Annotated in this window: 18 protein-coding genes; 11 read left to right on the top strand and 7 right to left on the bottom strand. The window is 60.3% G+C overall.

What is annotated here, in order from left to right; all coding sequences use genetic code 11:
* Positions 1 to 97 precede the first annotated feature (97 nt).
* The 4 genes from TU74_RS00855 to TU74_RS00840 all read left to right on the top strand — a co-directional run bounded on the left by TU74_RS00855 (position 98) and on the right by TU74_RS00840 (position 6,349).
* Positions 98 to 1,072 (top strand): L-tyrosine/L-tryptophan isonitrile synthase family protein, encoded by a 975-nt coding sequence (locus TU74_RS00855; protein ID WP_048374585.1) that lies wholly within the window; start codon positions 98 to 100, stop codon positions 1,070 to 1,072.
* Positions 1,073 to 1,120: 48 nt separating this feature from the next.
* Complete coding sequence (locus tag TU74_RS00850) at positions 1,121 to 1,972, top strand: TauD/TfdA dioxygenase family protein (RefSeq protein WP_047292426.1); 852 nt, start codon at positions 1,121 to 1,123, stop codon at positions 1,970 to 1,972.
* Positions 1,973 to 2,398: 426 nt separating this feature from the next.
* Positions 2,399 to 3,781 carry a carbohydrate porin gene (locus TU74_RS00845; RefSeq protein WP_048374582.1) on the top strand — a complete coding sequence of 461 codons (1,383 nt, stop codon included), beginning with the start codon at positions 2,399 to 2,401 and terminating at the stop codon, positions 3,779 to 3,781.
* Between the two features lie 138 nt (positions 3,782 to 3,919).
* The gene (locus tag TU74_RS00840) at positions 3,920 to 6,349 is read left to right on the top strand and encodes a glucose/quinate/shikimate family membrane-bound PQQ-dependent dehydrogenase (RefSeq protein WP_048374581.1); all 2,430 of its coding nucleotides are present in this window, start codon (positions 3,920 to 3,922) and stop codon (positions 6,347 to 6,349) included.
* 72 nt (positions 6,350 to 6,421) lie between these two features.
* On the opposite strand, the gene TU74_RS00835 is transcribed toward TU74_RS00840, so the two are convergent.
* Positions 6,422 to 8,764 (bottom strand): bifunctional diguanylate cyclase/phosphodiesterase, encoded by a 2,343-nt coding sequence (locus TU74_RS00835; protein WP_048374745.1) that lies wholly within the window; start codon positions 8,762 to 8,764, stop codon positions 6,422 to 6,424.
* Between the two features lie 415 nt (positions 8,765 to 9,179).
* Between TU74_RS00835 and lon the strand changes: the two genes are divergently transcribed.
* The 7 genes from lon to cmoB all read left to right on the top strand — a co-directional run bounded on the left by lon (position 9,180) and on the right by cmoB (position 15,794).
* Complete coding sequence (gene lon / locus TU74_RS00830; protein ID WP_048374578.1) at positions 9,180 to 11,609, top strand: endopeptidase La; 2,430 nt, start codon at positions 9,180 to 9,182, stop codon at positions 11,607 to 11,609.
* A 263-nt stretch (positions 11,610 to 11,872) separates the two neighbouring features.
* Positions 11,873 to 12,268 (top strand): hypothetical protein, encoded by a 396-nt coding sequence (locus TU74_RS00825; RefSeq protein ID WP_241485533.1) that lies wholly within the window; start codon positions 11,873 to 11,875, stop codon positions 12,266 to 12,268.
* A gap of 89 nt (positions 12,269 to 12,357) precedes the next feature.
* Complete coding sequence (locus tag TU74_RS00820) at positions 12,358 to 12,750, top strand: protease inhibitor I42 family protein (protein WP_047282267.1); 393 nt, start codon at positions 12,358 to 12,360, stop codon at positions 12,748 to 12,750.
* Position 12,751: 1 nt separating this feature from the next.
* Positions 12,752 to 13,387, top strand: a complete 636-nt coding sequence (locus tag TU74_RS00815) for a lysoplasmalogenase (RefSeq protein WP_048374574.1) — start codon at positions 12,752 to 12,754, stop codon at positions 13,385 to 13,387.
* Between the two features lie 89 nt (positions 13,388 to 13,476).
* The gene (locus TU74_RS00810; protein WP_048374572.1) at positions 13,477 to 13,986 is read left to right on the top strand and encodes a hypothetical protein; all 510 of its coding nucleotides are present in this window, start codon (positions 13,477 to 13,479) and stop codon (positions 13,984 to 13,986) included.
* Between the two features lie 111 nt (positions 13,987 to 14,097).
* Positions 14,098 to 14,841 carry a carboxy-S-adenosyl-L-methionine synthase CmoA gene (gene cmoA / locus TU74_RS00805; protein ID WP_047273899.1) on the top strand — a complete coding sequence of 248 codons (744 nt, stop codon included), beginning with the start codon at positions 14,098 to 14,100 and terminating at the stop codon, positions 14,839 to 14,841.
* The gene (gene cmoB / locus TU74_RS00800; RefSeq protein ID WP_047273897.1) at positions 14,838 to 15,794 is read left to right on the top strand and encodes a tRNA 5-methoxyuridine(34)/uridine 5-oxyacetic acid(34) synthase CmoB; all 957 of its coding nucleotides are present in this window, start codon (positions 14,838 to 14,840) and stop codon (positions 15,792 to 15,794) included. The genes cmoA and cmoB overlap by 4 nt, the downstream gene beginning before the upstream one ends.
* Before the next feature lie 16 nt (positions 15,795 to 15,810).
* On the opposite strand, the gene tadA is transcribed toward cmoB, so the two are convergent.
* The 6 genes from tadA to treC form a co-directional block, all read right to left on the bottom strand.
* Complete coding sequence (gene tadA, locus TU74_RS00795) at positions 15,811 to 16,308, bottom strand: tRNA adenosine(34) deaminase TadA (RefSeq protein ID WP_047273895.1); 498 nt, start codon at positions 16,306 to 16,308, stop codon at positions 15,811 to 15,813.
* A complete protein-coding gene (locus TU74_RS00790; protein ID WP_048374569.1) occupies positions 16,308 to 17,684 on the bottom strand; it encodes a multicopper oxidase family protein in 1,377 nt (458 codons plus the stop codon). Before TU74_RS00790 ends, tadA begins: the two co-directional genes overlap by 1 nt.
* A 140-nt stretch (positions 17,685 to 17,824) precedes the next feature.
* The gene (locus TU74_RS00785; RefSeq protein ID WP_048374567.1) at positions 17,825 to 18,091 is read right to left on the bottom strand and encodes a PTS sugar transporter subunit IIB; all 267 of its coding nucleotides are present in this window, start codon (positions 18,089 to 18,091) and stop codon (positions 17,825 to 17,827) included.
* A 2-nt stretch (positions 18,092 to 18,093) separates the two neighbouring features.
* Positions 18,094 to 20,616, bottom strand: coding sequence for a phosphoenolpyruvate--protein phosphotransferase (gene ptsP / locus TU74_RS00780; RefSeq protein ID WP_048374565.1), 2,523 nt, complete (start codon positions 20,614 to 20,616; stop codon positions 18,094 to 18,096).
* Positions 20,617 to 20,675: 59 nt separating this feature from the next.
* The gene (locus TU74_RS00775; protein WP_048374562.1) at positions 20,676 to 21,899 is read right to left on the bottom strand and encodes a maltoporin; all 1,224 of its coding nucleotides are present in this window, start codon (positions 21,897 to 21,899) and stop codon (positions 20,676 to 20,678) included.
* A 69-nt stretch (positions 21,900 to 21,968) separates the two neighbouring features.
* On the bottom strand, positions 21,969 to 23,615 hold the full coding sequence (gene treC / locus TU74_RS00770; RefSeq protein WP_048374560.1) for an alpha,alpha-phosphotrehalase: 1,647 nt from the start codon (positions 23,613 to 23,615) through the stop codon (positions 21,969 to 21,971).
* Positions 23,616 to 23,686: the final 71 nt, after the last annotated feature.

The following is a 23,686-nucleotide window of genomic DNA, read 5'->3' as shown; positions in this document are numbered from 1 at the left end:
TGAGCAAAAAAATAAAAGCAAACACCCGCTCAATCGCTACGCTCCCACTCCGTTCTCACTGTGTCACTGTTACATCCATGGAGCGTCAGGAGTCCCTATGAACGGAAGCTATCGTCACACCACTGCCTCAAAAATTCTGCATGAAATCCTGCACTACAGACGTCGTTTTTCCGGTAGCGATCAAGATATTTCCCTGGAAAACGAACTCGTCATCCTCACCCAATTGCCGCGCATTCAGACATTTGTCAGCGCCAATCTGCCGATTCACTTTATCCTCCCGGCATTCCCCGCCAAATCCCCTAACCCCAACAAAGTGCTCGGCACCGTGCCGGACATGGCGGAAAAACTGGCGCTGACGTTTCTCAACTCGCTTTGCGAGAACATCAAAGCCCACTATGCGCCAGGCGCGAGGCTGACCATCTGCTCGGATGGGCACGTCTTTTCTGACCTGATCAACGTCAATGACGACACGATCAACACCTATCAAGGCAAGATCAAAGCGTTGATTCACGATGAGCAGTTGAATTGCCTGGACGTCTTGAACCTGGGGGATATCGACGAGTTCGCCGCCTTGACCGATGACTATGACGTGCTGCGCAGCACCTTGTTGCAAGGCTATGCAGACCCGCTGGAAGACATCCGCACGTTCCTGATCAACGATGAAGACGGCACCCGCCTGTACCGGGCCATTACGCGTTTCATGTTTGAAGACGGCTTGATGCCCGACTACCAGGGCTCCAAAACGGCACTGCAGCGGGACGCTCGACAGCGCGCCTATGGGGTGATTCAAAGCAGTTGGGCCTGGGGCAATTTACTGGCGCAGTGCTTCCCGGATGCCATCCGCCTGTCCATTCATCCGCAACCGGCATCGAGCCTGAAAATGGGCATTCACATGCTGCCCACCAAAGATGACTGGCTAACCCCGTGGCACGGCACGGCTGTCGAAGTGGACGGGACATTCTTGCTGATGAAAAAGACCGAAGCCGTGGAGTTGAACGCCGAACCGGTCTGGGTGGATGGCAAGCACAGCCACTATACGCTGGACTCGCGAAAGTCCGTCGCACACGCGTGAGCCGCCCCCTGCGTCTGAACGTTCACCCTCTGACTTTGGTAACCCGTTATGGAAAACACACGCGCTTTCAAGGCCAGCCTTCACGCACCCTTTGGTTTACTGATCACCCCCGGCTTTGCGGGGCAAACGGCTGAACAACTGGACGTTGAAGTACTCAAACAGCTGGCGCGCGAGCACCACTTACTGATCCTGCGCGGATTTGCTCCGACCTTCGTCGATTCAGCCAGCTTCACCCGCTTTTCCGAGCAATGGGGTGAGATCAAGATGTGGCCCTTTGGCGCCGTGCTTGACGTCAAGGAACACCCGGACGCCACCGACCATATTTTTGATCACAGCCTGGTTCCGCTGCATTGGGATGGCATGTACAAGCCGACAATTCCTGAGTTTCAGTTGTTCAATTGCCTCTTTGCACCCGGCGAAGATGAAGGAGGCCGTACGACGTTTCTGGATACCCAAGGATTGCTGGCGCGCACGCCCAAAGCCGTGATCGAACGTTGGCGCCGCATCAGCGTGACCTACCGTATTCGCCAAGTGGTGCATTACGGCGGACAGGTGTGCTCGCCCTTGCTGGTGGAGCATCCGCGTACCGGCCAAACCGTCTTGCGTTACAACGAACCGGCTCAGGATGACGTACGGTTCCTCAACCGCCATGCATTGCACTACCACGGCCTCAGCCCTGAACAGGTGCAAGGGTTCGAGGAGGACTTGCAGGCCCGGCTGCATGACCCGCGCGTTTACTACCGGCATGCGTGGCAACAAAACGACGTGGTGATCGCCGACAATTTTTCCCTGTTGCACGGGCGCGAAGCGTTCACCGCGCGCTCAGCGCGGCATCTGCAACGCGTGCATATTCACGCCAATCCCGTTTGCCATAACAGCGCCCTGCAACCACAGGGCTAAGCCGCAACCTCGCGCATCGTCACGTTTGGCGATGAGCGAGGTCGGGGGCTGGCGCGCTACCTGGCGACGCAGTCATTAACCCAAGACGTGTAAAAAACACTTCCTGCGCCCCATTTCGTCTCCGTGCGAGGGAGATCGACGAAGTTTTTTTCACCCCGCATGCGTTCGCCGCCCTGACCTGGCAAAGCCAGCAAATACAGGGCCGTAAAGCCCTGAGACGATCAGTCGCAGCACACTGTTACCAATTACGAAATGATCCATGTCATTTAAAGTGCTGTTTCAAAACGTTACAGCACTTTATCATTCCATTTTTAGAGGCTGAACCGATTCATTCCGCCTCCAAATCCAGAAGGGCTAGCACCGTTTTTCTCAAGACAGCGCTACCACAGCCACAGCCATACCTACAAAGACTCGCAACCTCAACCTATGTCCAAATTTCAGATTTTGCGCAAACACAGTGCGTTGTTTCCTATTGCCGGGCAAAAAGCCGTGAACCTGATGGGCGGACTCACCGCTCTGGGGCTGGCCACCTGCGTCAACGCGGCCCCTGCTTTCGACAGCGATTCCAAATGGATGCTCGGTGACTGGAATGGCACCCGTAGCGAGCTGGAGCAAAAAGGCTACGCCTTCTCCCTCGATTACGTGGGCGAGGTAGGCGCCAACCTGCATGGCGGTTATGACCACGACCGCACCGCGCGCTACAGCGACCAGTTCGGCCTGGGCACGCACCTGGACCTGCAAAAGATTCTGGGGTGGAGCGATGCCGAGTTTCAGCTGACGATCACCCATCGCAGCGGCAACAACATCAGCAACGACCGCATCAATGACCCGCGCGTGGGCGGGTTCACCTCCGCTCAGGAAGTCTGGGGCCGCGGCCAGACCACTCGCCTGACGCAGATGTGGTATCAGCAGAAATTCTTTGACCAGAAGCTCGACATCAAAGTCGGCCGCTTTGGTCAGGGCGAGGATTTCAACAGCTTCCCTTGCGACTTTCAGAACCTTGCGTTCTGCGGCTCGCAAGTCGGCAACTGGGCTGGCAGCATCTGGTACAACTGGCCCGTCAGCCAGTGGGCGTTGCGCGTCAAATACCACTTGACCCCTGAGTTGTATGCGCAGGTCGGTGCTTACGAGCAGAACCCGTCCAACCTCGACCGCGGCAATGGTTTCAAGCTCAGCGGCAGCGGCACCCAAGGCGCGGTATTGCCGGTTGAGTTGGTGTGGACGCCAAAAATCAACGGCCTGCCAGGGGAATACCGTGCCGGTTACTACTACAGTAGTGCCAAGGCAACCGATGTTTACAAAGATGCCAATGGCCAGCCGGCAGCCTTGAGCGGCGAAGCCTATCGCAGCAGTTCGAGCAAGCATGGCATGTGGTTGGGTGTGCAGCAGCAACTCACCAGCCGCGCCAGCGATCTGTCGAGGGGCTTGAGTGTGTTCGCCAATGCCACCGTTCACGATAAAAAAACCAATCCTATCGATAACTATGTTCAGGCGGGCATCGTTTACAAAGGCGTATTCGATTCACGCGCCAAAGACGATATCGGCTTTGCCGTGGCACGGGTTCACGTCAACCCGGCGTACCGCAAAAACGCCCAGGCGACCAATCAGGCCCGTGCTGTCTACGATTTCGACAACGCCGATTACCTGCCACCCCAAGACACTGAATACAGCGCCGAACTCTACTACGGGGTGCACGTGACCAACTGGCTGACCGTTCGACCGAACCTGCAATACATCCGGCACCCCGGCGGCGTGAGCCATCTGGACGACGCGCTGATCGGCGGTCTGAAGATTCAAAGCTCGTTCTGATTCTGGGACGGACTCTCGCGACGAGCACGAAGCTTGAAGCTGACTCACAAGGACTTACTTCACTGATTCGCACCCGCCTGGCGCTGTGTTCTGCAGGGCCTGCGCGGGGACACTATCAACGTAACGGAGAACCACACTATGAGCACTGAAGGTGCTTCAAGTCGTAGCCGCCTGTTACCGACGTTGCTCGGTATCCTGCTGCTGCTAATGGGCCTGGCCATGCTGGTCGGGGGTATCAAGCTGGTCACGCTGGGCGGGTCGCTGTACTACCTGCTGGCAGGTATCGGCTTCGGTCTGTCGGGCGCATTGCTGATGGCGGGACGCCGCGCGGCGCTTGGCTTGTACGCAATCGTGCTGTTCGCCAGCACGGTTTGGGCACTGATGGAAGTGGGCCTGGACTGGTGGCAATTGGTACCGCGCCTGGCCCTTTGGTTTGCGATCGGTATCGTACTGCTACTGCCTTGGTTGCGTCGTCCGCTGACGGGCAGCCAATCGGCGCCGGTCACGACGGGCGCACTGAGCGTCGCCGTGGTACTGGCAGGTCTGGCTGCACTGGCCAGCCAATTCACCAGCCCCGGCGAAATCAAAGGCGAACTGGACCGCGATGCCGTTCCAGGCATGACCAACACCGCACCGGCCATGCCGGACGGTGACTGGCAGTCCTACGGGCGTACTGCCCATGGCGACCGCTACTCGCCGCTGAAAGAAATCACCCCGGAAAACGCCCACAAGCTGGTACCAGCGTGGACATTCCGTACCGGTGACATCCCGGGCGAAGGCGATCCGGGCGAAACCACGGCCGAGAACACCCCGCTGAAAGTCAACGGCATGCTGTACGTGTGCACCCCGCACAGTCAGGTGATTGCCCTTGATCCGGACACCGGCAAGGAAATCTGGCGTTACGACCCGAAGATCAGCACGCAGAACGCTGAAAACTTCAAAGGTTGGGCCCACATGACCTGCCGTGGCGTGAGCTATCACGACGAAGCGGCCTATGCCAACACCGCCACCGAGCAGAGCGCTGCCGAGCCAGCGGCTGAAGCAGCCACGGCGACCGCCAGCAACTCGTGCCCGCGTCGCCTGTTCCTGCCGACTGCCGACACCCGTCTGATCGCGCTGAACGCCGACACCGGTAAAGTGTGCGAAGCGTTCGGTGACCACGGTGCCGTCGATCTGCGCCACAACATCGGTAGCTTTGCACCGGGCGGTTACTACTCCACGTCGCCACCTGCCGTGACCAAAGATCTGGTCGTGATCGGCGGCCACGTGACCGACAACATCTCCACTGACGAGCCGTCGGGCGTGATCCGTGCGTACGACGTACGTACCGGCAAGCTGGTATGGAACTGGGACAGCGGCAATCCGCAAGACACCACGCCGATTGCTGAAGGCCAGACCTATACCCGCAACTCGCCTAACATGTGGTCGATGTTCGCGGTCGATGAAAACCTCGGCATGCTGTACCTGCCGATGGGCAACCAGATGCCTGACCAATATGGCGGCGACCGTACCGAAGACTCCGAGCGTTACAGCGCCGGCGTGACCGCGCTGGACATCAACACCGGTAAAGTCCGTTGGTATCGTCAGTTCACGCACCATGACCTGTGGGACATGGACGTGGGCGGTCAACCGACCCTGATGGACCTGAAAACAGCTGATGGCGTGAAACCGGCTCTGCTGGCGTCCACCAAACAAGGCAGCATCTACGTTGTTGACCGTCGTACCGGCGAAGACATCGTACCGATCCGTGAACTGCCGGCTCCGGGCGGCGCTGTAGAAGGCGACCACACCGCACCGACCCAGCCACGTTCGGATTTGAACATGATTCCGCCGGAACTGACCGAGCGTGACATGTGGGGCGTGACACCGTTTGACCAAATGCTGTGCCGGATCAACTTCAAATCCCTGCGTTACGACGGCATGTACACCCCGCCATCGCTGCAAGGTTCGATCGTTTATCCGGGCAACTTTGGCGTGTTCGACTGGGGCGGCATCTCGGTTGACCCGATCCGTCAAATTGCCTTCCTGAACCCGAGCTACATGGCCTTCACCTCCAAACTGGTTCCCCAGGCGGAAGTGGCGGCAATGGGCCCGCGTAAAGGCGAGACCTCCGGCGTACAACCGAACAAAGGCGCGCCCTACGGCGTCATCCTTGAGCCTCTGTTGTCCCCGTTGGGCCTGCCTTGCCAGGCACCGGCATGGGGTTACGTTGCAGCGGTCGACCTGACCAACAACAACGTGATCTGGAAACACAAAAACGGCACCGTGCGTGACAGCTCGCCGGTACCGATCCCATTGTCGATGGGCGTTCCAAGCCTGGGCGGGACCTTCACCACCGCAGGTGGCGTAGCCTTCCTGAGCGGCACCCTCGACCAGTACCTGCGTGCCTACGACGTCCGTAACGGCAAGCAGCTGTGGGAAGGTCGCCTGCCAGCAGGCGGTCAGACCACCCCGATGACCTACACCGGCAAGGACGGCACGCAATACGTCGTCGTCATGGCGGGCGGTCACGGCGGTCTGGGCACCAAAAAAGGTGACTACATCATGGCGTTCAAACTGGCCGACTAAGTAACACGGCTCGTTAAAAGAGAAGCGGCTATCGAGAGATAGCCGCTTTTTTTGTGGGTGATCCCCCCCATTTCAGGCCGTTTCTTCCAACCGTGACAGCCATGCTTCTAACGCCGACGCCTCCAGCGGGCGGCTGATGAGGTAGCCCTGAGCCGTGTCGCATTGCCAACGCGCCAGCAGGTCAAGGGTGTGCTGGTACTCCACGCCTTCGGCCACGACCTTCAACCCCAGGTTATGGCTCATCTCCAGGGTCGAGCGCACGATGACTGCGTCTTCGCTGGTCTCGTCCAGGTTGCGGATAAACGACTGGTCGATTTTCAGCTCTTGCACCGGTAGCCGCTTGAGGTGCGCCAGTGACGAGTAGCCCGTGCCGAAATCGTCCACCGACAGCCCTATGCCACCCTCGCGCAGTTTTTCCAGCACGCTGAGGGAATGCTCCGGGTCGCGCATGACCGCACTTTCGGTGATTTCGAAAATCAATTGCCCGGCCGATACCTGATAGCGCGAGAGCAAGGCGTCGACGCTCAACAGCAGGTCTTCGCCCTGTAAATCCGCCGCCGAGATGTTGAGGGACAGTTGCAGGTGCAGCCCTTTGCGATTCCACTCGGCCAGTTGGCGCACGCCCTCTTCGATGACCCAGTGCGTGAGCAACGGCATGCTGCCGGTGCGTTCGGCCAGCGGGATGAATTCGGCTGGCGACACCACGCCCAATTCGGGGTGACGCCAACGCAGCAGGGCTTCAGCCTGATGCACGTGGCCGCTTCTGATGTCGAGTTTGGGCTGGTACAGCAAAAACAGTTCGCCCTCGCTCGCCGCGCTGCGCACGTCGCGTATCAGCTGGATGTGCCGTTGATGGGCCAGGTCGCGGTCTTGCTGGTACACCTGCAAGTAACCCGGCAGCGCAGCGGCATCGCGTCGGGCAAGGGCGGCGCGGCTGATCAGTTCCTCGACGCTTTGCCCGTTGATCGGGTAGGCCGCAATGCCCATGCAGATTTCCAGCGACACCTCATGCCCATCGATGCTCAGCGGTCGTTTCAACAGCCGGTGGAGCCTGTCGGCCATGGCCACGGCGGCATCGAGCTGGGTGCTTTCCAGAAGCAATAAAAACTCATTGCCGGTGATGCGCGCGGCGGTGTCCCGTTCGTGCAAGGTGTCGAGCATGACGCGGCTGATTTCGCGCATGATCAATTCCAGGCCGTCCTGGCCGAAGCTTTCGTTGATCACCCGGTAGTTTTCGACGCCCAGATAAATCAGCACCACCTCCCTGCTCGCGCTGATGGCGCTGCCCAGTCGCTCCATGGCCAGCGCGCGGTTGGGCAAGCCGGTCAGCGCGTCGTGCAGCGCGTTATGCGCCAGTTGCTGTTCGCGCAGGGCGATACCGCTTTGCATCGCGTTGATCGCCTTGGCCAAAAAGCCCAGTTCATCCTTGCGCTTGAGTTCGACCGGCACCTGATAATTGCCGCGTCCGATTCGCTGGGCGGCCTCGGCCAGCAAGCTGACCGGGCGCGACACCGCACGCGCCAGCCACAGGGCGCCGAGCAACGACAGCAACAACGCGCCGAGGGATATCCACAAAAACTTGCGATCTAGTGAGTTGAACGCCTGCATCGTCTGGTCCAGCGGGCTTTGCAAGAAAGCCATCACGTGCCCGTTTTGCGGATCGTTTGAGGTGGTCAGTTGCAGCAACTGACCGAGAAAGCGTTTGTCCTGAAACTCGTTGAAATAGACCTGGGTGCCGACCGGGCGGTCCCTCATGAACGCGGCGATGCTGGTGTTCATGGCGTCAGGCAGGGTACTGCTGAGTACGCCACTTTCGCCCTGTTTGAGGGCCATGAATGACACTTCCAGGTTGCTCAACGAGCGCAGTTCGTGGGCAAACACGTCGTCCATCGGCATCCCCGACACCACACGCACGACGGGCAAGGGGGTGAGCACCACGCCCTGGACCATCATGTAGGGTCGATTGTCCAAAACGCCGATCAACATGGATTGCGCGTGGCGGCGTGCGAGCCTCAAGTCTTTGGCGTAAGGAAAGCGCTGTCCGGGCGGCAGGCCTTTGAGGGTGCTGGTGATGATGCGACCGTTGAGGTCCAGTACGAATAACTCACTGCCGCGAATGCTCGGTTCGAATTCTTGCAGGGCGGCTTCGATTTGTGCGGGGCTGCCGTTGAGTGCCGCCTGGCGAAAGCCCGAGTCATTGGTCAGCCAGTTGAGACCGTACTGAATCCGCCGCCAGCGTAAATCCATGAAGCGCTCGAACACTCGCGTGCCTGTGTGCAGCTGCTCTTCGGCCTGGTCTCTGGCAACGGTGATGGTCACGGTTTTAACCGCGAAATACACCACCCCCATGAGCAACAGCAGGAGCAACGCCAGAAACAGGCTGATACGGGCCTGAAAACTGTTGCGCAGCTTCATGGCGCGGCCTCGATCCACTGAGTCAATGCCTGCACCCACCTTGCGATGATTCCCTGAGGCATACGCGCTCCTTGTGCGCCCTGAAGGCAGCCACGCAAGCGGCTGCCCACTCCATCTTTATTGTTATGAATCGTAACTGTCGCCCAACAGAAGATCGCCTAATAATTTCGGGCCGTCTACCGTCAAGTTGTTGGCGACAAAGGCCTAGCGAATACGAGGGTGTACCCAGGTTTTATCAATCACTGGCAGAGGTTTTGCGCTGGCTGCCGGGCCCTTGCAAAAAGCCGTCCGGGCGCCATCGGCTACGCTACCGGCGCAGTCTTCGGCAGCGGCTAGAGGATGAAAAACGTTTCACCATTGAAACCACTGACACCGCGCCCCATCTAACCCCCATACCCCATTGCGCAGGTGCCCCATGAGCGACCAGCAAGATTTCCCGGATAACAGCACTGAATACGCAGACATAGAACACACCGAATCCGTACACAAACCCCACTCGGTCGGGACTGAACTGGCATTGCCGGAGCAGAGCCTGCCGGACAAGGTGTACATCATCCCGATTCACAATCGCCCGTTCTTCCCGGCGCAAGTACTGCCGGTCATCGTCAATGAAGAACCGTGGGCCGAAACACTGGAACTGGTCAGCAAATCACCTCATCACTCGCTGGCCCTGTTTTTTGTCGATACGCCACCTGATGACCCTCGCCATTTCGACACCTCCAGCCTCCCGGAATACGGCACGCTGGTGAAAGTGCATCACGCCAGCCGCGAAAACGGCAAATTGCAATTCGTGGCCCAGGGCCTGACCCGTGTGCGCATCAGCATGTGGCTCAAACACCACCGCCCGCCTTATCTGGTGGAAGTCCAATACCCGCAGCAGCCCAAAGAGCCCACCGATGAGGTGAAGGCTTACGGCATGGCGCTGATCAATGCCATCAAGGAGCTGCTGCCGCTCAACCCGCTGTACAGTGAAGAGCTGAAAAACTACCTCAATCGCTTCAGCCCCAACGACCCGTCGCCGCTGACCGATTTCGCGGCCGCGCTGACCTCGGCAACCGGCAACGAGCTGCAAGAAGTGCTCGATTGCGTGCCCATGCTCAAACGCATGGAGAAAGTCCTGCCGATGCTGCGCAAGGAAGTCGAAGTCGCGCGCCTGCAAAAAGAAATTTCCGCCGAAGTGAACCTGAAAATCGGCGAGCATCAACGCGAGTTCTTCCTCAAAGAACAGCTCAAGGTGATCCAGCAGGAACTGGGCCTGACCAAAGACGACCGCAGCGCGGACATCGAGCAGTTCAAGCAGCGCCTTGAAGGCAAAACCCTCACGGCTCAGGCGCAGAAACGCATCGATGAGGAAATGAACAAACTGTCGATCCTGGAAACCGGGTCGCCCGAATACGCGGTCACCCGCAACTACCTGGACTGGGCAACGTCGCTGCCCTGGGGTGTATTCGGGCAAGACAAACTCGACCTCAAGCATGCCCGCAAGGTGCTGGACGCCCACCATTCGGGGCTCGACGACATCAAAAACCGCATCCTCGAATTTCTGGCAGTCGGCGCCTACAAGGGGTCGGTAAGCGGTTCGATCGTGTTGCTGGTCGGCCCGCCGGGCGTGGGTAAAACCAGCGTCGGCAAGTCGATCGCCGAGTCCCTGGGACGACCGTTCTACCGCTTCAGTGTCGGCGGCATGCGTGACGAAGCCGAGATCAAAGGCCATCGTCGCACGTACATCGGCGCCCAGCCGGGCAAGCTGGTGCAGGCCCTCAAAGACGTCGAAGTGATGAACCCGGTCATCATGCTCGACGAGATCGACAAGATGGGTCAGAGCTTCCAGGGCGACCCTGCCTCTGCCCTGCTCGAAACCCTTGATCCGGAACAGAACGTCGATTTCCTCGACCATTACCTGGATTTGCGCCTGGACCTGTCCAAAGTGCTGTTCGTCTGCACGGCCAACACGCTGGACTCGATTCCGGGGCCGTTGCTCGACCGTATGGAGGTGATTCGCCTCTCGGGTTACATCACCGAAGAAAAGATCGCGATTGCCAAGCGTCACCTGTGGCCTAAGCAGTTGGAGAAAGCCGGGGTGTCCAAAAACAGCCTGAGCATCAGCGACAGTGCATTGCGGGCCGTGATCGATGGCTACGCCCGCGAAGCCGGTGTGCGTCAGTTGGAGAAACAACTCGGCAAACTGGTGCGCAAAGCCGTGGTCAAGTTGCTGGAAGACCCCAAGGCGGTGATCAAGATCGGCCCCAAAGACCTCGAAGCGTCATTGGGCATGCCGGTGTTCCGCAATGAACAGGTCATCAGCGGGACGGGCGTGATCACCGGGTTGGCGTGGACCAGCATGGGCGGCGCGACCCTGCCGATTGAGGCAACCCGTATCCACACCCTCAACCGCGGGTTCAAGCTGACCGGGCAATTGGGTGATGTGATGAAGGAGTCTGCCGAGATTGCATACAGCTACGTCAGCTCCAACCTCAAGCAGTTTGGCGGTGATCCCAAGTTCTTCGATGAGGCGTTTGTGCATTTGCACGTGCCCGAAGGCGCCACGCCCAAAGACGGCCCGAGCGCCGGTGTGACCATGGCCAGCGCACTGCTGTCACTGGCGCGCAACCAGCCACCGAAAAAGGGCATCGCCATGACCGGCGAGCTGACCTTGACCGGGCATGTGCTGCCCATTGGCGGCGTCCGTGAGAAAGTCATCGCGGCGCGCAGGCAGAAGATTCACGAGCTGATCCTCCCTGAAGCCAACCGCGGCCACTTTGAAGAACTGCCGGACTATTTGAAAGAAGGCATCACCGTGCACTTTGCCAAACGCTTCAATGACGTGGCCAAAGTGCTGTTCTAAACCGCTGAAAGCCACGGGCTACAGCGCCTCCATGCAAACATGACGGCGCTGTAGTACTGCCCGTGCGGGGCGACCCCTGTCATTTCTGTCAGTAGACACAACACCCGTTCCCGACACTAATAGGCCCCAGAACCGTTAGCGTTGGATGGGCTTGGATCATGGCACTACAGCACCCTGCATATGGAAACCCTGCCGTTATATGGCAAAAAATTTTGGGTAAGCCTGCGTTCAACCCTAGAACTACGGGTGAACTGAGAGCGGAGGTGTCCTGTCGGCATCTGTTCGAAGCGCAGGAAATCACTTTTGCCAGCAGCCAAAAAAAGATTGTCATCACCGCTGAGATCGAAGACTTCGGGTCGCCGCAGTATCGCTGCATGTCGCTGACCCTGGACGTCAATATCCAGTCCGGCATTTACCTGTACAAGCGCGGGCAACCCGGCCCGGTACGCGACATGTCTTACACAGAATGCGTCGAGAAGGATGGCGATCTGGTGTATCACCTGACCCAGGCTGATATTGGCACCCTGCACCTGTCCGTCATCGAAAGTTGCTACAGCGCACGCCTGTTCACCTTTGAAGGCACTGATCACCTCAGCGACCCGTTCGAGGTCTGCGGCGAATTCACCGTGACCCCGCCTCACGCCGCAATGAGTTATTGAGCACCACGGGCAACTTTAGCCGCGTGGCATAGCCCGATTGCCGTCTTGGGTTATGCTGCGCGCTTGTTCTTGTCCCGATGGAGCCTTCAATGTCCCCCGCGCGTCTTATCCCCTTGCTCAGCTTGACCTTGCTGGCGGCTTGCGCCCAGCAACCGGCGCACAACGTGATTGTGGAAGAACAGAGTGACTGCCCGATGCAATTGCACACCGGGCAAAATCTGACGCTGACGCTGCCCAGCAACCCCACGACCGGTTACCGCTGGGCCATTCAGGATTCGGCAGGCGGCGTGTTGCGCAGCCTCGGCCCTGAAGTTTACAAAAGCGCCGACAGTGGCCAGTTGCTGGGCAGTGGCGGGCAATCCACCTGGCGCTTTCAGGCCTTTGCACCGGGCACCGGTCGCCTGCGCCTGACCTATCAGCAGCCCTGGGAGCCTGAAGCAGAGCCCGCCCACGTGTTTGACTGCCCTGTCACGGTGAACTGACATGCCGTGGCTGATCCTCGCGGTCATGGGCGCCGCCGCCTACCTGTATGGCGTGCACATGCAGTCCACGCTGTTGTGCCTGCTGAGCAAACCCTTGCCCGTGCTGGCCTTGCTCGGTTGGCTACAAGACGCGCCGCCCAGCCTTTATCGGCGCTGGATCAGTATCGGTTTACTGTTTTCGTTGCTCGGTGACGTGCTCCTGGCCTGGCCCGTAGACCTGTTCGTGTTTGGCCTCGGGGCTTTTCTGCTGGCCCATTTGGCGTACCTCAAGGCCTACCTGGCCGATTGCCGACGCATCGCAGCGCTGCCTCTGCTACTGGCGCTGGCCGCCGGCGGCGGGTTATTGAGCGTTATGGCCAGCCATGGCCTGGGGGATTTGCTGATCCCGGTCATCGTCTACGCCCTCACGATCAGCGCCATGCTGTGGCGCGCCCTCGCCCGATTGGGGACTGACGTGCCTGCGCGCTCGGCCTGCCTGGCAGCGGCCGGCGCACTGGCGTTTGTGGTGTCTGACAGCCTGATCGGCATTGACCGCTTCGTGATCAAGTTCGGTGCCGCGCCCTACCTGATCATCCTCAGCTACTGGCTCGGTCAATGGGGCATTGCCGCATCGGTATTTAGCCAGCGCAAACGCTGACCCTCCACTGTCACTTATGACAGTAGACGCCATGCCCGTTGCCATCATTAATACCGTCTCTGCACACCCAATCAGTCAGCGAGGGTTCAATGATGGCCAATCACTTTTCTACGCGTGGCAAAGACAAAGTCAAAGGCACGCTCAAACCAAACCCCAAGCACCCGTCACGCCCTAAACAGGCACTGATCAGCGACGCCTCGGCCACCATTACGGACCGCGCCGATTTCAAGGCCGATGACATCATGTTGGGCAGCGGCCTCAAGACCCTGTCCATTGCGGCCTCGGCTGCAACCTTTGGCTCTTACGAATACCGGGTGATTAATATCATTTTTGATCTGGGTATTAAAAGCGGTACACACACTTTTGAGCAGGGTGTATTCGGGCCGATCCAGGGCTTGTCGTATGTGGAGTTCGCGGTCGTGGGCGGCAATGAAATCTATTACAACTGCGAAGGAATCAACGGCTCTTTGACGCTGGACATCATCGACCACGCGTACTACATCCGTGAGTTCACGTTTACCGCACAGGACAGCGAACAGAAAAACATCACTCTGACCGGGCATGTGAGCGTCTCGTCCTCGTTGTGTGAATGCCCCTGACACCCTGTCAGCACATTCAGAATGCTGCGCGGTTTATCAGACAGACCGCGCACTCCGGCGCCAACTTGGCTAAAATGCCGCCCCTTTTGAATTTCCATCGCCGGAACCCTCGTGAGCAAAGAACCCGACCGTATTTTCGCCCAGCCCCTGGCCCAGGTGCCGGACTTCGCCTTTAACGAAGACGTGGTACGGGTGTTCCCGGACATGATCAAACGCTCGGTGCCCGGTTACCCGACCATTGTGGAAAACCTCGGTGTGCTGGCGGCGCAATTCGCCCAACCCCACAGCGTGCTTTATGACCTGGGCAGTTCGCTGGGGGCGGTGACGCAGGCGTTGCGCCGTCATGTGCGCAGCGAAGGGTGCAAGGTGATTGCGGTGGACAACTCGGCGGCGATGGTCGAGCGCTGCCGCGAATACCTCAACGGGCAGAACTCGATGTTTCAGGAGCTGTTGCCGGTTGAGGTGATCGAAGGCGACATTCTTGCGCTGCAATTTGAACCGGCCTCAGTGGTTGCGCTGAACTTCACGCTGCAATTCATTGCCCCCGAGCAACGGCTGGCCCTGCTCGGGCGCATCCGCCAGTCGCTGTTGCCGGGCGGTGCGCTGATCCTGTCAGAGAAGCTGCGCTTCAATGACGCTCAGGAGCACGCTTTGCTCACTGACTTGCACATTGCGTTCAAGCGCGCCAATGGCTACAGCGATCTGGAGATCGCGCAAAAACGCAGCGCCATCGAAAACGTCATGAAGCCCGACAGCCTCGAAGAACACCGCGAACGCCTGCTGGCCGCCGGGTTCTCGACCGTCGTGCCGTGGTTCCAGTGTCTTAACTTTGCCTCGTTGATTGCCTTGCCATGATTGATCTTTCCCCTCTTGCCCGGCGTCTGGCCGGCACGCCCCTGGCCGAATGGGCCACCACGCTGCAGGCTCAGCTCGACCTCAAAATGGAGAAAGGCCACGGCGACCTTGAGCGCTGGCAAAGCGCGCTGGATGCGTTGCCCGACGTCAAGCCTACCGAGATCGACCTGCTCAACGGGCTGACCCTGGACACCGACTGCGACGACGACACCCGCGCGCAGATGCATCAGGCGCTGATGGGGCTGTCGCCGTGGCGCAAAGGGCCATTTGACCTGTTCGGCGTGCATGTGGACACCGAATGGCACTCGGACTGGAAATGGTCGCGGGTCGCGCCGCACATCGACCTCACAGGCAAACGCATCCTCGATGTGGGCTGCGGCAACGGCTATTACATGTGGCGCATGTTGGGCGCCGGCGCCCACAGCGTCATCGGCGTAGACCCGAACTGGCTGTTTTTCTGCCAGTTCCAGGCCGTGCAGCGCTTCTTGCAGCAAGAAGCCGCGTGGCATTTGCCCTTCCCGTTCGAAGACCTGCCAGCGAACCTCGAAGGCTTCGATACCGTGTTTTCCATGGGCGTGTTCTACCACCGCCGCTCCCCCATCGAGCATTTGCTGGCGCTCAAGGACTGCTTGGTCAAGGGCGGCGAACTGGTGCTCGAAACCCTGGTGATTGAAGGCGACGAGAATCAGGTGCTGGTGCCGGAAGACCGCTACGCACAAATGCGCAACGTGTGGTTCCTGCCGTCAATTGCGGCGCTGGAGCGCTGGTTGCGGCGCGCCGGTTTCAGCGAGGTGCGCTGTGTCGACGTGAGCATCACCACCGTGCAAGAACAGCGGGCAACGCCGTGGATGAAATTCCAGTCGTTGAGCGACTACCTCGACCCGAACGACCACAGCAAAACCATTGAAGGGTTGCCTGCGCCGATGCGCGCAGTGATTGTGGCCCGCAAGTGACCACACGCTAACCCGGCTACAACGGCTGTTTGGCGCGGCGGGCCTTGAAAAAGTCGCTCAGGATCGCGCCGCATTCGTCGGCCAGCACCCCGCCTTCAAACAGCACCCGGTGGTTGAGAAAGCCCTGGGTGAAGAACTGCCCCTGACTTTGCACAATCCCGGCCTTGGGCTCCAGCGCGCCATACACCACGCGTGACACCCGCGAATGCACGATCAGGCCCGCGCACATGCTGCACGGCTCCAGCGTGACGTACAGCGTGCTGCCCGGCAGGCGGTAGTTACAGGCCGAGGCGGCTGCGGCACGTATGGCGACCATTTCGGCATGGGCGCTGGGGTCGTGACCGCTGATCGGGCAGTTGAAACCGCGCCCGATAATCTCGCCGTTTTGCACCAGCACCGCACCCACCGGCACTTCCCCCAGGGCCGCCCCCTGAGCAGCCAGTGCCAGCGCTTCACGCATGTAGTCTTGATCGCGGCTGCGGTCGATGATCTGGGGTTGACGCCCTTGTCGCATCAGGAAACCTCAATGGCGGCCATCAGGCCGGTTTCCATGTGGTCAATCACATGGCAGTGGAACATCCACACGCCGGGATTATCCGCCACCAACGCCACGCGGGCACGTTCGTTTTTACCCAACAAATAGGTGTCGGTGAAATACGGGGTGATTTTTTTGCGATTGGACGCCAGCACCTTGAAGCTCATGCCGTGCAAATGGATCGGGTGCTGGTACTGGGTCATGTTCTTCAATTCGAAGATGTAGCTCTGCCCCAGCTTGAGTTTGGCAATCGGCCGATCGGCGCAGGTCTTGTCTTTGATGTCCCAGGCAATGCCGTTGATTTGCCACAGGCTGGGGGGTTGATCGCCGTCTTGATTCTCGGACACCGAACCGACCCATTCAAAATTGAAGTTGAGCTTCTCGGCATTGGCCACATCCGGCTCGGCAATCGGGTTGGCCGGCAAGGCGGCAGGCCACTGGGTCGCGGCACCGGGGCTGGCCACCGCCCGCAACGTACCCAGGCGCACAGGCCCGTCACGCAGGGACAATTCTTCGCCTTCGGCGGGTGCCTTGATGGCCAGGCAAATGCGCATACCGGGGCCCAGCCAGTATTCCTTGCCCAGCGGCCGTGGCTCGATGGGGTTGCCGTCCAGCGCGTAGATCCTGGCCTCCACCCCCGGGATGTTGATGCGGTAGGTCAAGGTGTTGTCGAGGTTGAGCAGACGCACACGGGTGATTTGCCCGGCGGGCAGTTCGATGGTCGGCACATGGCTGCCGTTGATCGTGGACAGGCGCCCTGCCGTACCGCCGCGTGCGGCTTCGCGGGTGATGCTGAACGGCATGAACCCGCCCTCTTCATCCACGTGCCAGTTTTTGATGCTCAAAGTGCGTTCGTGGACAAAACCGGTCGGCTCGCGCTCCTCGACAATCAGCGGCCCCACCAGCCCGCGCCCCAGCTCTTCACTGCTGTTGACGTGCGGGTGATACCAGTAGCTGCCAGCGTCCGGCACGCGGAATGTGTAGTCGAAATACTCGCCCGGCAGAACCGGCAACTGGGACACATAAGGCACGCCGTCCATCTCCAGCGGCAGACGGATCCCGTGCCAGTGAATGGTGGTGGGCACCGGCAGATGATTGATAAAGCGCACCCGCAGCCAATCGCCCTGACGCACCCGCAGCTCGGTACCCGGTGCCGATGGGCCAAAGGCCCAGGCTTCGGTCTGATGCCCGGGCACCAGCTCGACGTCCAGCGGCGCGGCAATCAGCTCGTAATCGTGGCCGGCCTCGGCGTCTGCCATTTTCCCCAGCCAGTAACGCGAAGCGCCACCCGCTCCGACACCCACCACGACCAGGCCGGCCAAACCACCGAGTATTTGTCGACGGGTAAAGGACATGGGCTCAACTACCTCTCGTATCGTAAACGGGCTTACGCCCCGCAAAAGGCGAATACGATACACCTGCAGTTGAGAAACAGTAAGGCCGGGGTGGCGAAGGGCCGCACCCACGCCCGCAAGCCTGAACCTCGACGAGGCGTTTACAGCCCTACGAGCACATGCACCACGCCATTGGCCAAGGGCATGACGTTCGGTAATTGCTGCGCGTGCAGGGTCAGTTTCGAGGCATCGCACACTTGGACGCGCACGCGGGTAAGTGCGACTTTCTGTTCGGATGTAATGTTCTCGGCCCCGCCCAACGCCGCCAATACAGCACTGTCCAGCAACGACGAGGCCGGGCGGGTCACGTCGGGCATCAGATCCGGGGTCAGCGCTTTCCAGAACGCCTGATGAAGTTTTTCAAACATGTTCAATGCTCCAGCACTAACGATTGAGGCTGTAAGGTGGCCAGCACATGCTCGGCGCTTTCCAGCGCCAGCACCTTGTCGGCCAATGCCTTGCAGGCGGTCAATTGCACTTCGCGCACCCGTGCCTTGATGGCCGGGATCAGCGGCACGCTGACCGACAGTTCATCCACCCCCAGGCCCAGCAGCACCGGCACCGCCAACGGCTCGGAGGCCAGCGCGCCACACACGCCCACCCACTTGCCATGGGCGTGGGCGGCCCGGACCGTGTGAGCGATCAGGCGCAACACGGCCGGGTGCAAGCTGTCGGCCTGACGGGCCAGGCGCGGATGATCGCGGTCCATGGCCAAGGTGTATTGGGTCAAGTCGTTGGTGCCAATCGAGAAGAAATCCACCTCGGGCGCAAACAGGTCGGCCATCAAGGCCGCCGCAGGCACTTCGATCATGATGCCCAGCTTGGGCAACGCGCTGAGCCCCAGCCGCTGCGCCTCTTCCTGCAACATCTGCCGCGCGACCCGCAACTCGGACAAGTGCGTGACCATCGGCAACAGGATGTGCAGTTGCGTCAGCCCGGCACTGGCCAAAACGGCGCGCAACTGGTCGCGCAGCAACTGCGGACGTTCAAGGCACAGGCGAATACCGCGCATGCCCAGGAACGGGTTGAGTTCACTGGCCATTGGCACGTAGGCCAGCGGTTTGTCACCGCCCACATCCAGCGTACGCACCACCAGCGGGTGTTCAGTGCCCACGGCGCGGGCTATCTCGCAGTAGGTGGCCACTTGCTCGTCATGGGAAGGCGCGCGGCTGCGATCCAGATACAAAAACTCCGAGCGCAGTAGCCCGACGCCGTGGGCGCCCAGGGTCATCGCGTGTTCAGCCTCTGCCCGCGAGGCAATATTGGCGGTGATATTCACCGGGTGCCCGTCCAGGGTGCAGGCCGCCAACGACGCGTGCTGCAAATCCCGTTGTAGACGGTCCTCACGCAACGCGCGCTGCGCACCCAATTGCTCCATCTGCCCTACATCAGGCTGCACGTGCAACTGACCTGCATCGGCATCCAGCAATACCGGCAGGCCACTGGCCAGCGCCAGCACCTGAGGTGACACCCCGCACAACGCCGGGATGCCCAAGGCACGGGCCAGAATGGCGACATGGCTGGTAGCACCGCCGCCCACGGTGACAACCCCCACGACTTTGCGGGTGTCGAGCCCGGCCGTTTGCGAGGGCGTCAGTTGTTCTGCCACCAATATCGCCTGATCGGGCAACGCCAGCGCACGGTCATCCACGCCGAGAATCCGTTTGAGCACGCGCAGCCCCACGTCTTCCAGATCCAGCGCCCGCTCAGCCAGTAACGGACTGCCCAGGCCCTTGAACAGCGCCGAGGTGGCTTCGGTCGCATTGCGCCAGGCAAAGGCTGCACTTTTGCCTGCGTTGATCAGCTCGGCGGCATGCTCCAGCAAGCTCGGGTCTTGCAACAACTGCTGATGCGCCCGAAAGATGTCGCGCTGCGCCGGGTTGGATGCGTCATCGCGCAGCCCCTGCAACTCATCGGCCGCCCGGGCCAACGCGTGTTGCAGCGCGGCGTGTTCGCGTTGCGCCTCGCTGGCATGTTCGTCCACCTCCAGCGCGCTGTGCGCCACCTGCACCACGTAACCGAACGCCGAACCGGTGGAGGCGCACACGCCGCGCAGCACATCCGACACCCCGTCATGGGCGACGGGGTCGGGGTCTGGGGCCAACACCACGTGCTCAACCTCTTCGCCACAGCCTTGGCTCAGCAGCTCGGACAACTCACGCAGGGCCGCCTCGGCATCCGGTCCCGCCGCACTGAGGTAAACGCTGTCTGCATACGCGGTTTGCAACGCCATGATCGCCACCAGCGACTTGGCGTTGGCGCTGTCGTGCTGGCGATGCAGTTGAACACGTGCCGCAAAGCCTTTCGCCGCCTGGGCCAACACCCCGGCCGGTCGCGCATGCAGGCCATTGGGGTTGGGCAGCAACACGGCCTGCGAATGCAACACCGGACTGTCTTCATGACCGGTTGCCCCCTCGTCTTTACCCGCGTGCACCTGCACGTGCAAAAGAGGCTGCCCGGTCTGGATGTGCGCCTTGCCGTGCGCCAGCGCCTGAAAACCCTCCCCGCTGATCACCAGCATCAGCGTCAGCAAACTGCGGGCATGCAGCGCCAGGTAGTCGGCATCGAACTCAATCAGCGGCTGCCCGGCCTCAACCCGCTGGCCTTCCTCAACCTGCGCGATAAAACCTTTGCCCTGAAGGTTCACCGTGTCCAGCCCAATGTGCAGCAGCACCTGCACACCGCTGTCGAGGGTGATGCTCAGGGCATGCCCCGTGTGTTGCAGGTTGCTGACCACCCCGGCCAGCGGGGCGCATAACATCTGTGACGTCGGGTCGATGCACACACCATCGCCCATCAGGCGACTGGAGAACACCGGATCAGGGACATCGTCGAGCGCCAGCACCACGCCTGACAGGGGCGCCAGCAGTTCCAGTTGTGAGGGTGTGACCATGACTTCACCTGCAATAGAGAGTTTGAATGCCGAGGGCGTGCGCGCCTCGCCAGCGTCGCTTATTTCCACCAGTACTCGACCTGCAATCCCATATTTGAACCGTGCCGGGCCCTGCCAAACGCGCCGCTGTCAGATAACGCCGACCCGGCGCCCAATCGATTGGCGGCCAGTTGTGCGGCTTTGTTCCAGCGGGCATAGGTGTAATACAGGCGAATTTCGGGGCGCTCCCAAAAGCCGGGCCCCTTGGGCGACCAAGTGGGCGCAAAGGTAAATTTGCTCAAGGTGCGGGTGCCGTCGGCGGCCTTGACCTGATCGTGGCCAAGTTCGGTGACCAGTTTGAACTGTTGACTGATCGCGTACGCCGGGCGCACACCCAGCGACAGCCACTCTTGATTGCCACCCTGAGGGCGAACGTCTTTTTGATAGACCGCCTCGACCTGTCCGCCGAAGCGCGGCGTCACTTGCCAGTCAAAAAACTCCACCAGCCGATACCGTTTACTGCTGTTGTCCAGCCGGGTGTTGCCGGTGTAGCCAAGCCCTGTCCCTGAACCCTCGCCGTATTGCAGGGCAACGGTGTTGCGGCCCCCCAAAAAGGCGTTTTGCACGTGCTGCGCCGTGATCGCCCAGCCGCTGTGGGCATCGGTGCGCCGGGGTTTTTCGAGGTAGCTCACACCGAACTCCAGCTCGCCTCCGGGGTTGGTCTTGAACCCGGCAACGTTGACGTCGTGACGGGTGACAGCCTGCTCCTGATAAAGGCTGTCTTTGCGCGAAAACGCATAGCTGTATTTCAAACCGCCGATCAGCACATCTTCGATGCCGCCGCCCGTGGCGCTCTGGTTCCAGTAGTAAAAGTCGGAGATGTGGATGTCATTGCGTTTGTAGTAGCGCCGCCCGGCCCACAGCGAGCCGCCATTAAGACGCGGCAGGTTCGACCATTGCGCGTACAGCTGAGGCATGCGCACCGAACCGTTCTCCCCTTCAAAGGTGAGCTGGTGGTTGTACTGGTTGTAAAACGAGGCCATGCCGTCGACGCTGAGCACCGAGCCGTCATCCAGGGTCAGGATGTCCTGGCGAAGTTCCAGCTCCGCGTACTGCTCGCACTCGTTGCCCAGCCGGTATTTGGTTTCAGCGCCGGGCAGTTTGAAACACGATTGTTTGCCCCCGTTGAGCGAGTTGCCGACGCCGCTGCGCAGGTAACCCGAGAATTCCAGCGCCTGCGCCGGGAGCGGTGCCAGCAGGCATAACGATGCGGTAAGCACGCAGCGGTTGAGTGGTGTGTTCATAAAAGATGACCTTTCTTATTGTTATGGGTAAATCACAACGGCTAAACCGCTGGCAGGGGTTAGCCCGCGTCAGTCCTGCACGTGCAAGGCGAACGATTCGTAGGGCCGTAACGTGATGCGCCGCGTTCGCTGCGGGCAGTCGTCGTAGTTACTGATGAGCACACGCTGTTGCCGGTGCTGGTCGATGACCTCAGCGGGCAATTCGACATCGCAGGGCGTGCCGTAAAAGTTGTTGAGCACCAGCAATCGCTCGTTATCGCCCTGACGCAGGTAGGCCCAGACACGTGGGTGGTCCAGCAGCAACGGGCGATATTCGCCGTGTTGCAGTAACGGCTCGGCACGGCGCAAGGCGATCAGGCGGCGGTAGTGGTGCAGCACCGACGACGGGTCGTGGCGCTGGTCTTCGACGGTGATGCGAGTGGCGTTGTCCGGCAGGTCTATCCAGGGTTTCGCGGTGCTGAAACCTGCATTCGGCTGGTGGTTCCATTGCATCGGCGTACGGCCGTTGTCCCGCGACTTTTGCATGATCGCGGCCATGCACCCGGCATGGGGTTCGCCTGCGTCGCGCTTGAGGCGGTAAATGTTCAGGGTTTCGACGTCGCGGTACTGCTCGATGTGCTCGAAGCCGGGGTTGGTCATGCCGAGCTCTTCCCCCTGATAGACAAAGGGTGTGCCTTGCAGGCCATGCAGGGCGGTGGCCAGCATTTTGGCCGACAGCACGCGGTGTTCGCCGTCATCGCCAAAGCGCGAAACGGCGCGCGGCTGATCGTGGTTACACCAGAACAGCGCATTCCAGCCGCCACCGGCCTGCATGCCCTGCTGCCACTCGCTGAGGATGCGTTTGAGCGCGAGGAAGTCGACGTCGGCGCGCACCCACTTTTGCTGGTTCGGGTAGTCCACCTTCAAGTGATGAAAGTTGAAGGTCATCGACAGCTCGCGGCGCTGCGGGTCGGAATAACGGATGCAGTGTTCAAGGGAGGTCGAGGACATCTCGCCGACATTGAGCAGGTCGTGCCCGGCGAAGACTTCGCGGTGCATCTCTTGCAGGTACTCATGCACCCGCGGGCCATCGGTGTAAAAACGCCGTCCGTCACTGTCATCCTGGGCAAAGTCCGCGGGCTTGGAGATCAGGTTGATGACATCCAGACGGAAACCGCCCACGCCTTTGTCGCGCCAGAAGCGCATCAACGTGTAAACCTCGGCGCGGACCTTGGGGTTGTCCCAATTGAGGTCGGCCTGGGTGTGGTCAAACAGGTGCAGGTAGTACTGGCCGGTTTGCGCCTCGTACTCCCACGCCAACCCGCCAAACTTGGAATGCCAGTTGTTTGGCTGGTCGCGCCAGATGTAAAAGTCTCGGTACGGGTTGTCGAGGCTGCTGCGGGCCTGCTGGAACCAGGGGTGCTCGATGGAGGTGTGGTTGACCACAATGTCGAGCATCAGCTTGATGCCCCTGGCACGGGCTTCGAGGATCAGCAGCTCGCAATCGGCCATGCTGCCGTAGCTCGGGTCAATGGCGTAGTAGTCGCTGATGTCATAGCCGTTGTCGCGCTGGGGCGAGCGCAGAAACGGCGTCAGCCACAGGTAATCCACCCCCAGCCATTGCAGGTAGTCGAGCTTGTCGACCACCCCCAGCAAATCGCCGGTCGCGTTGCCGGCATGGCTATGAAAACTCTTGGGGTAGACCTGATAGATCACCGAACGCTGCCAATCGTGCATGGGGGGAAGTTCCTTGTGTTGCCTTGGGTTATCGCGGTTGCGCTTTTCAGGAGGGGCAGCCTGCCGCCGCC

The organism is Pseudomonas lundensis (assembly GCF_001042985.1).
Classification (GTDB): domain Bacteria; phylum Pseudomonadota; class Gammaproteobacteria; order Pseudomonadales; family Pseudomonadaceae; genus Aquipseudomonas; species Aquipseudomonas lundensis.
This window is presented reverse-complemented; position numbering and strand designations above follow the sequence as displayed.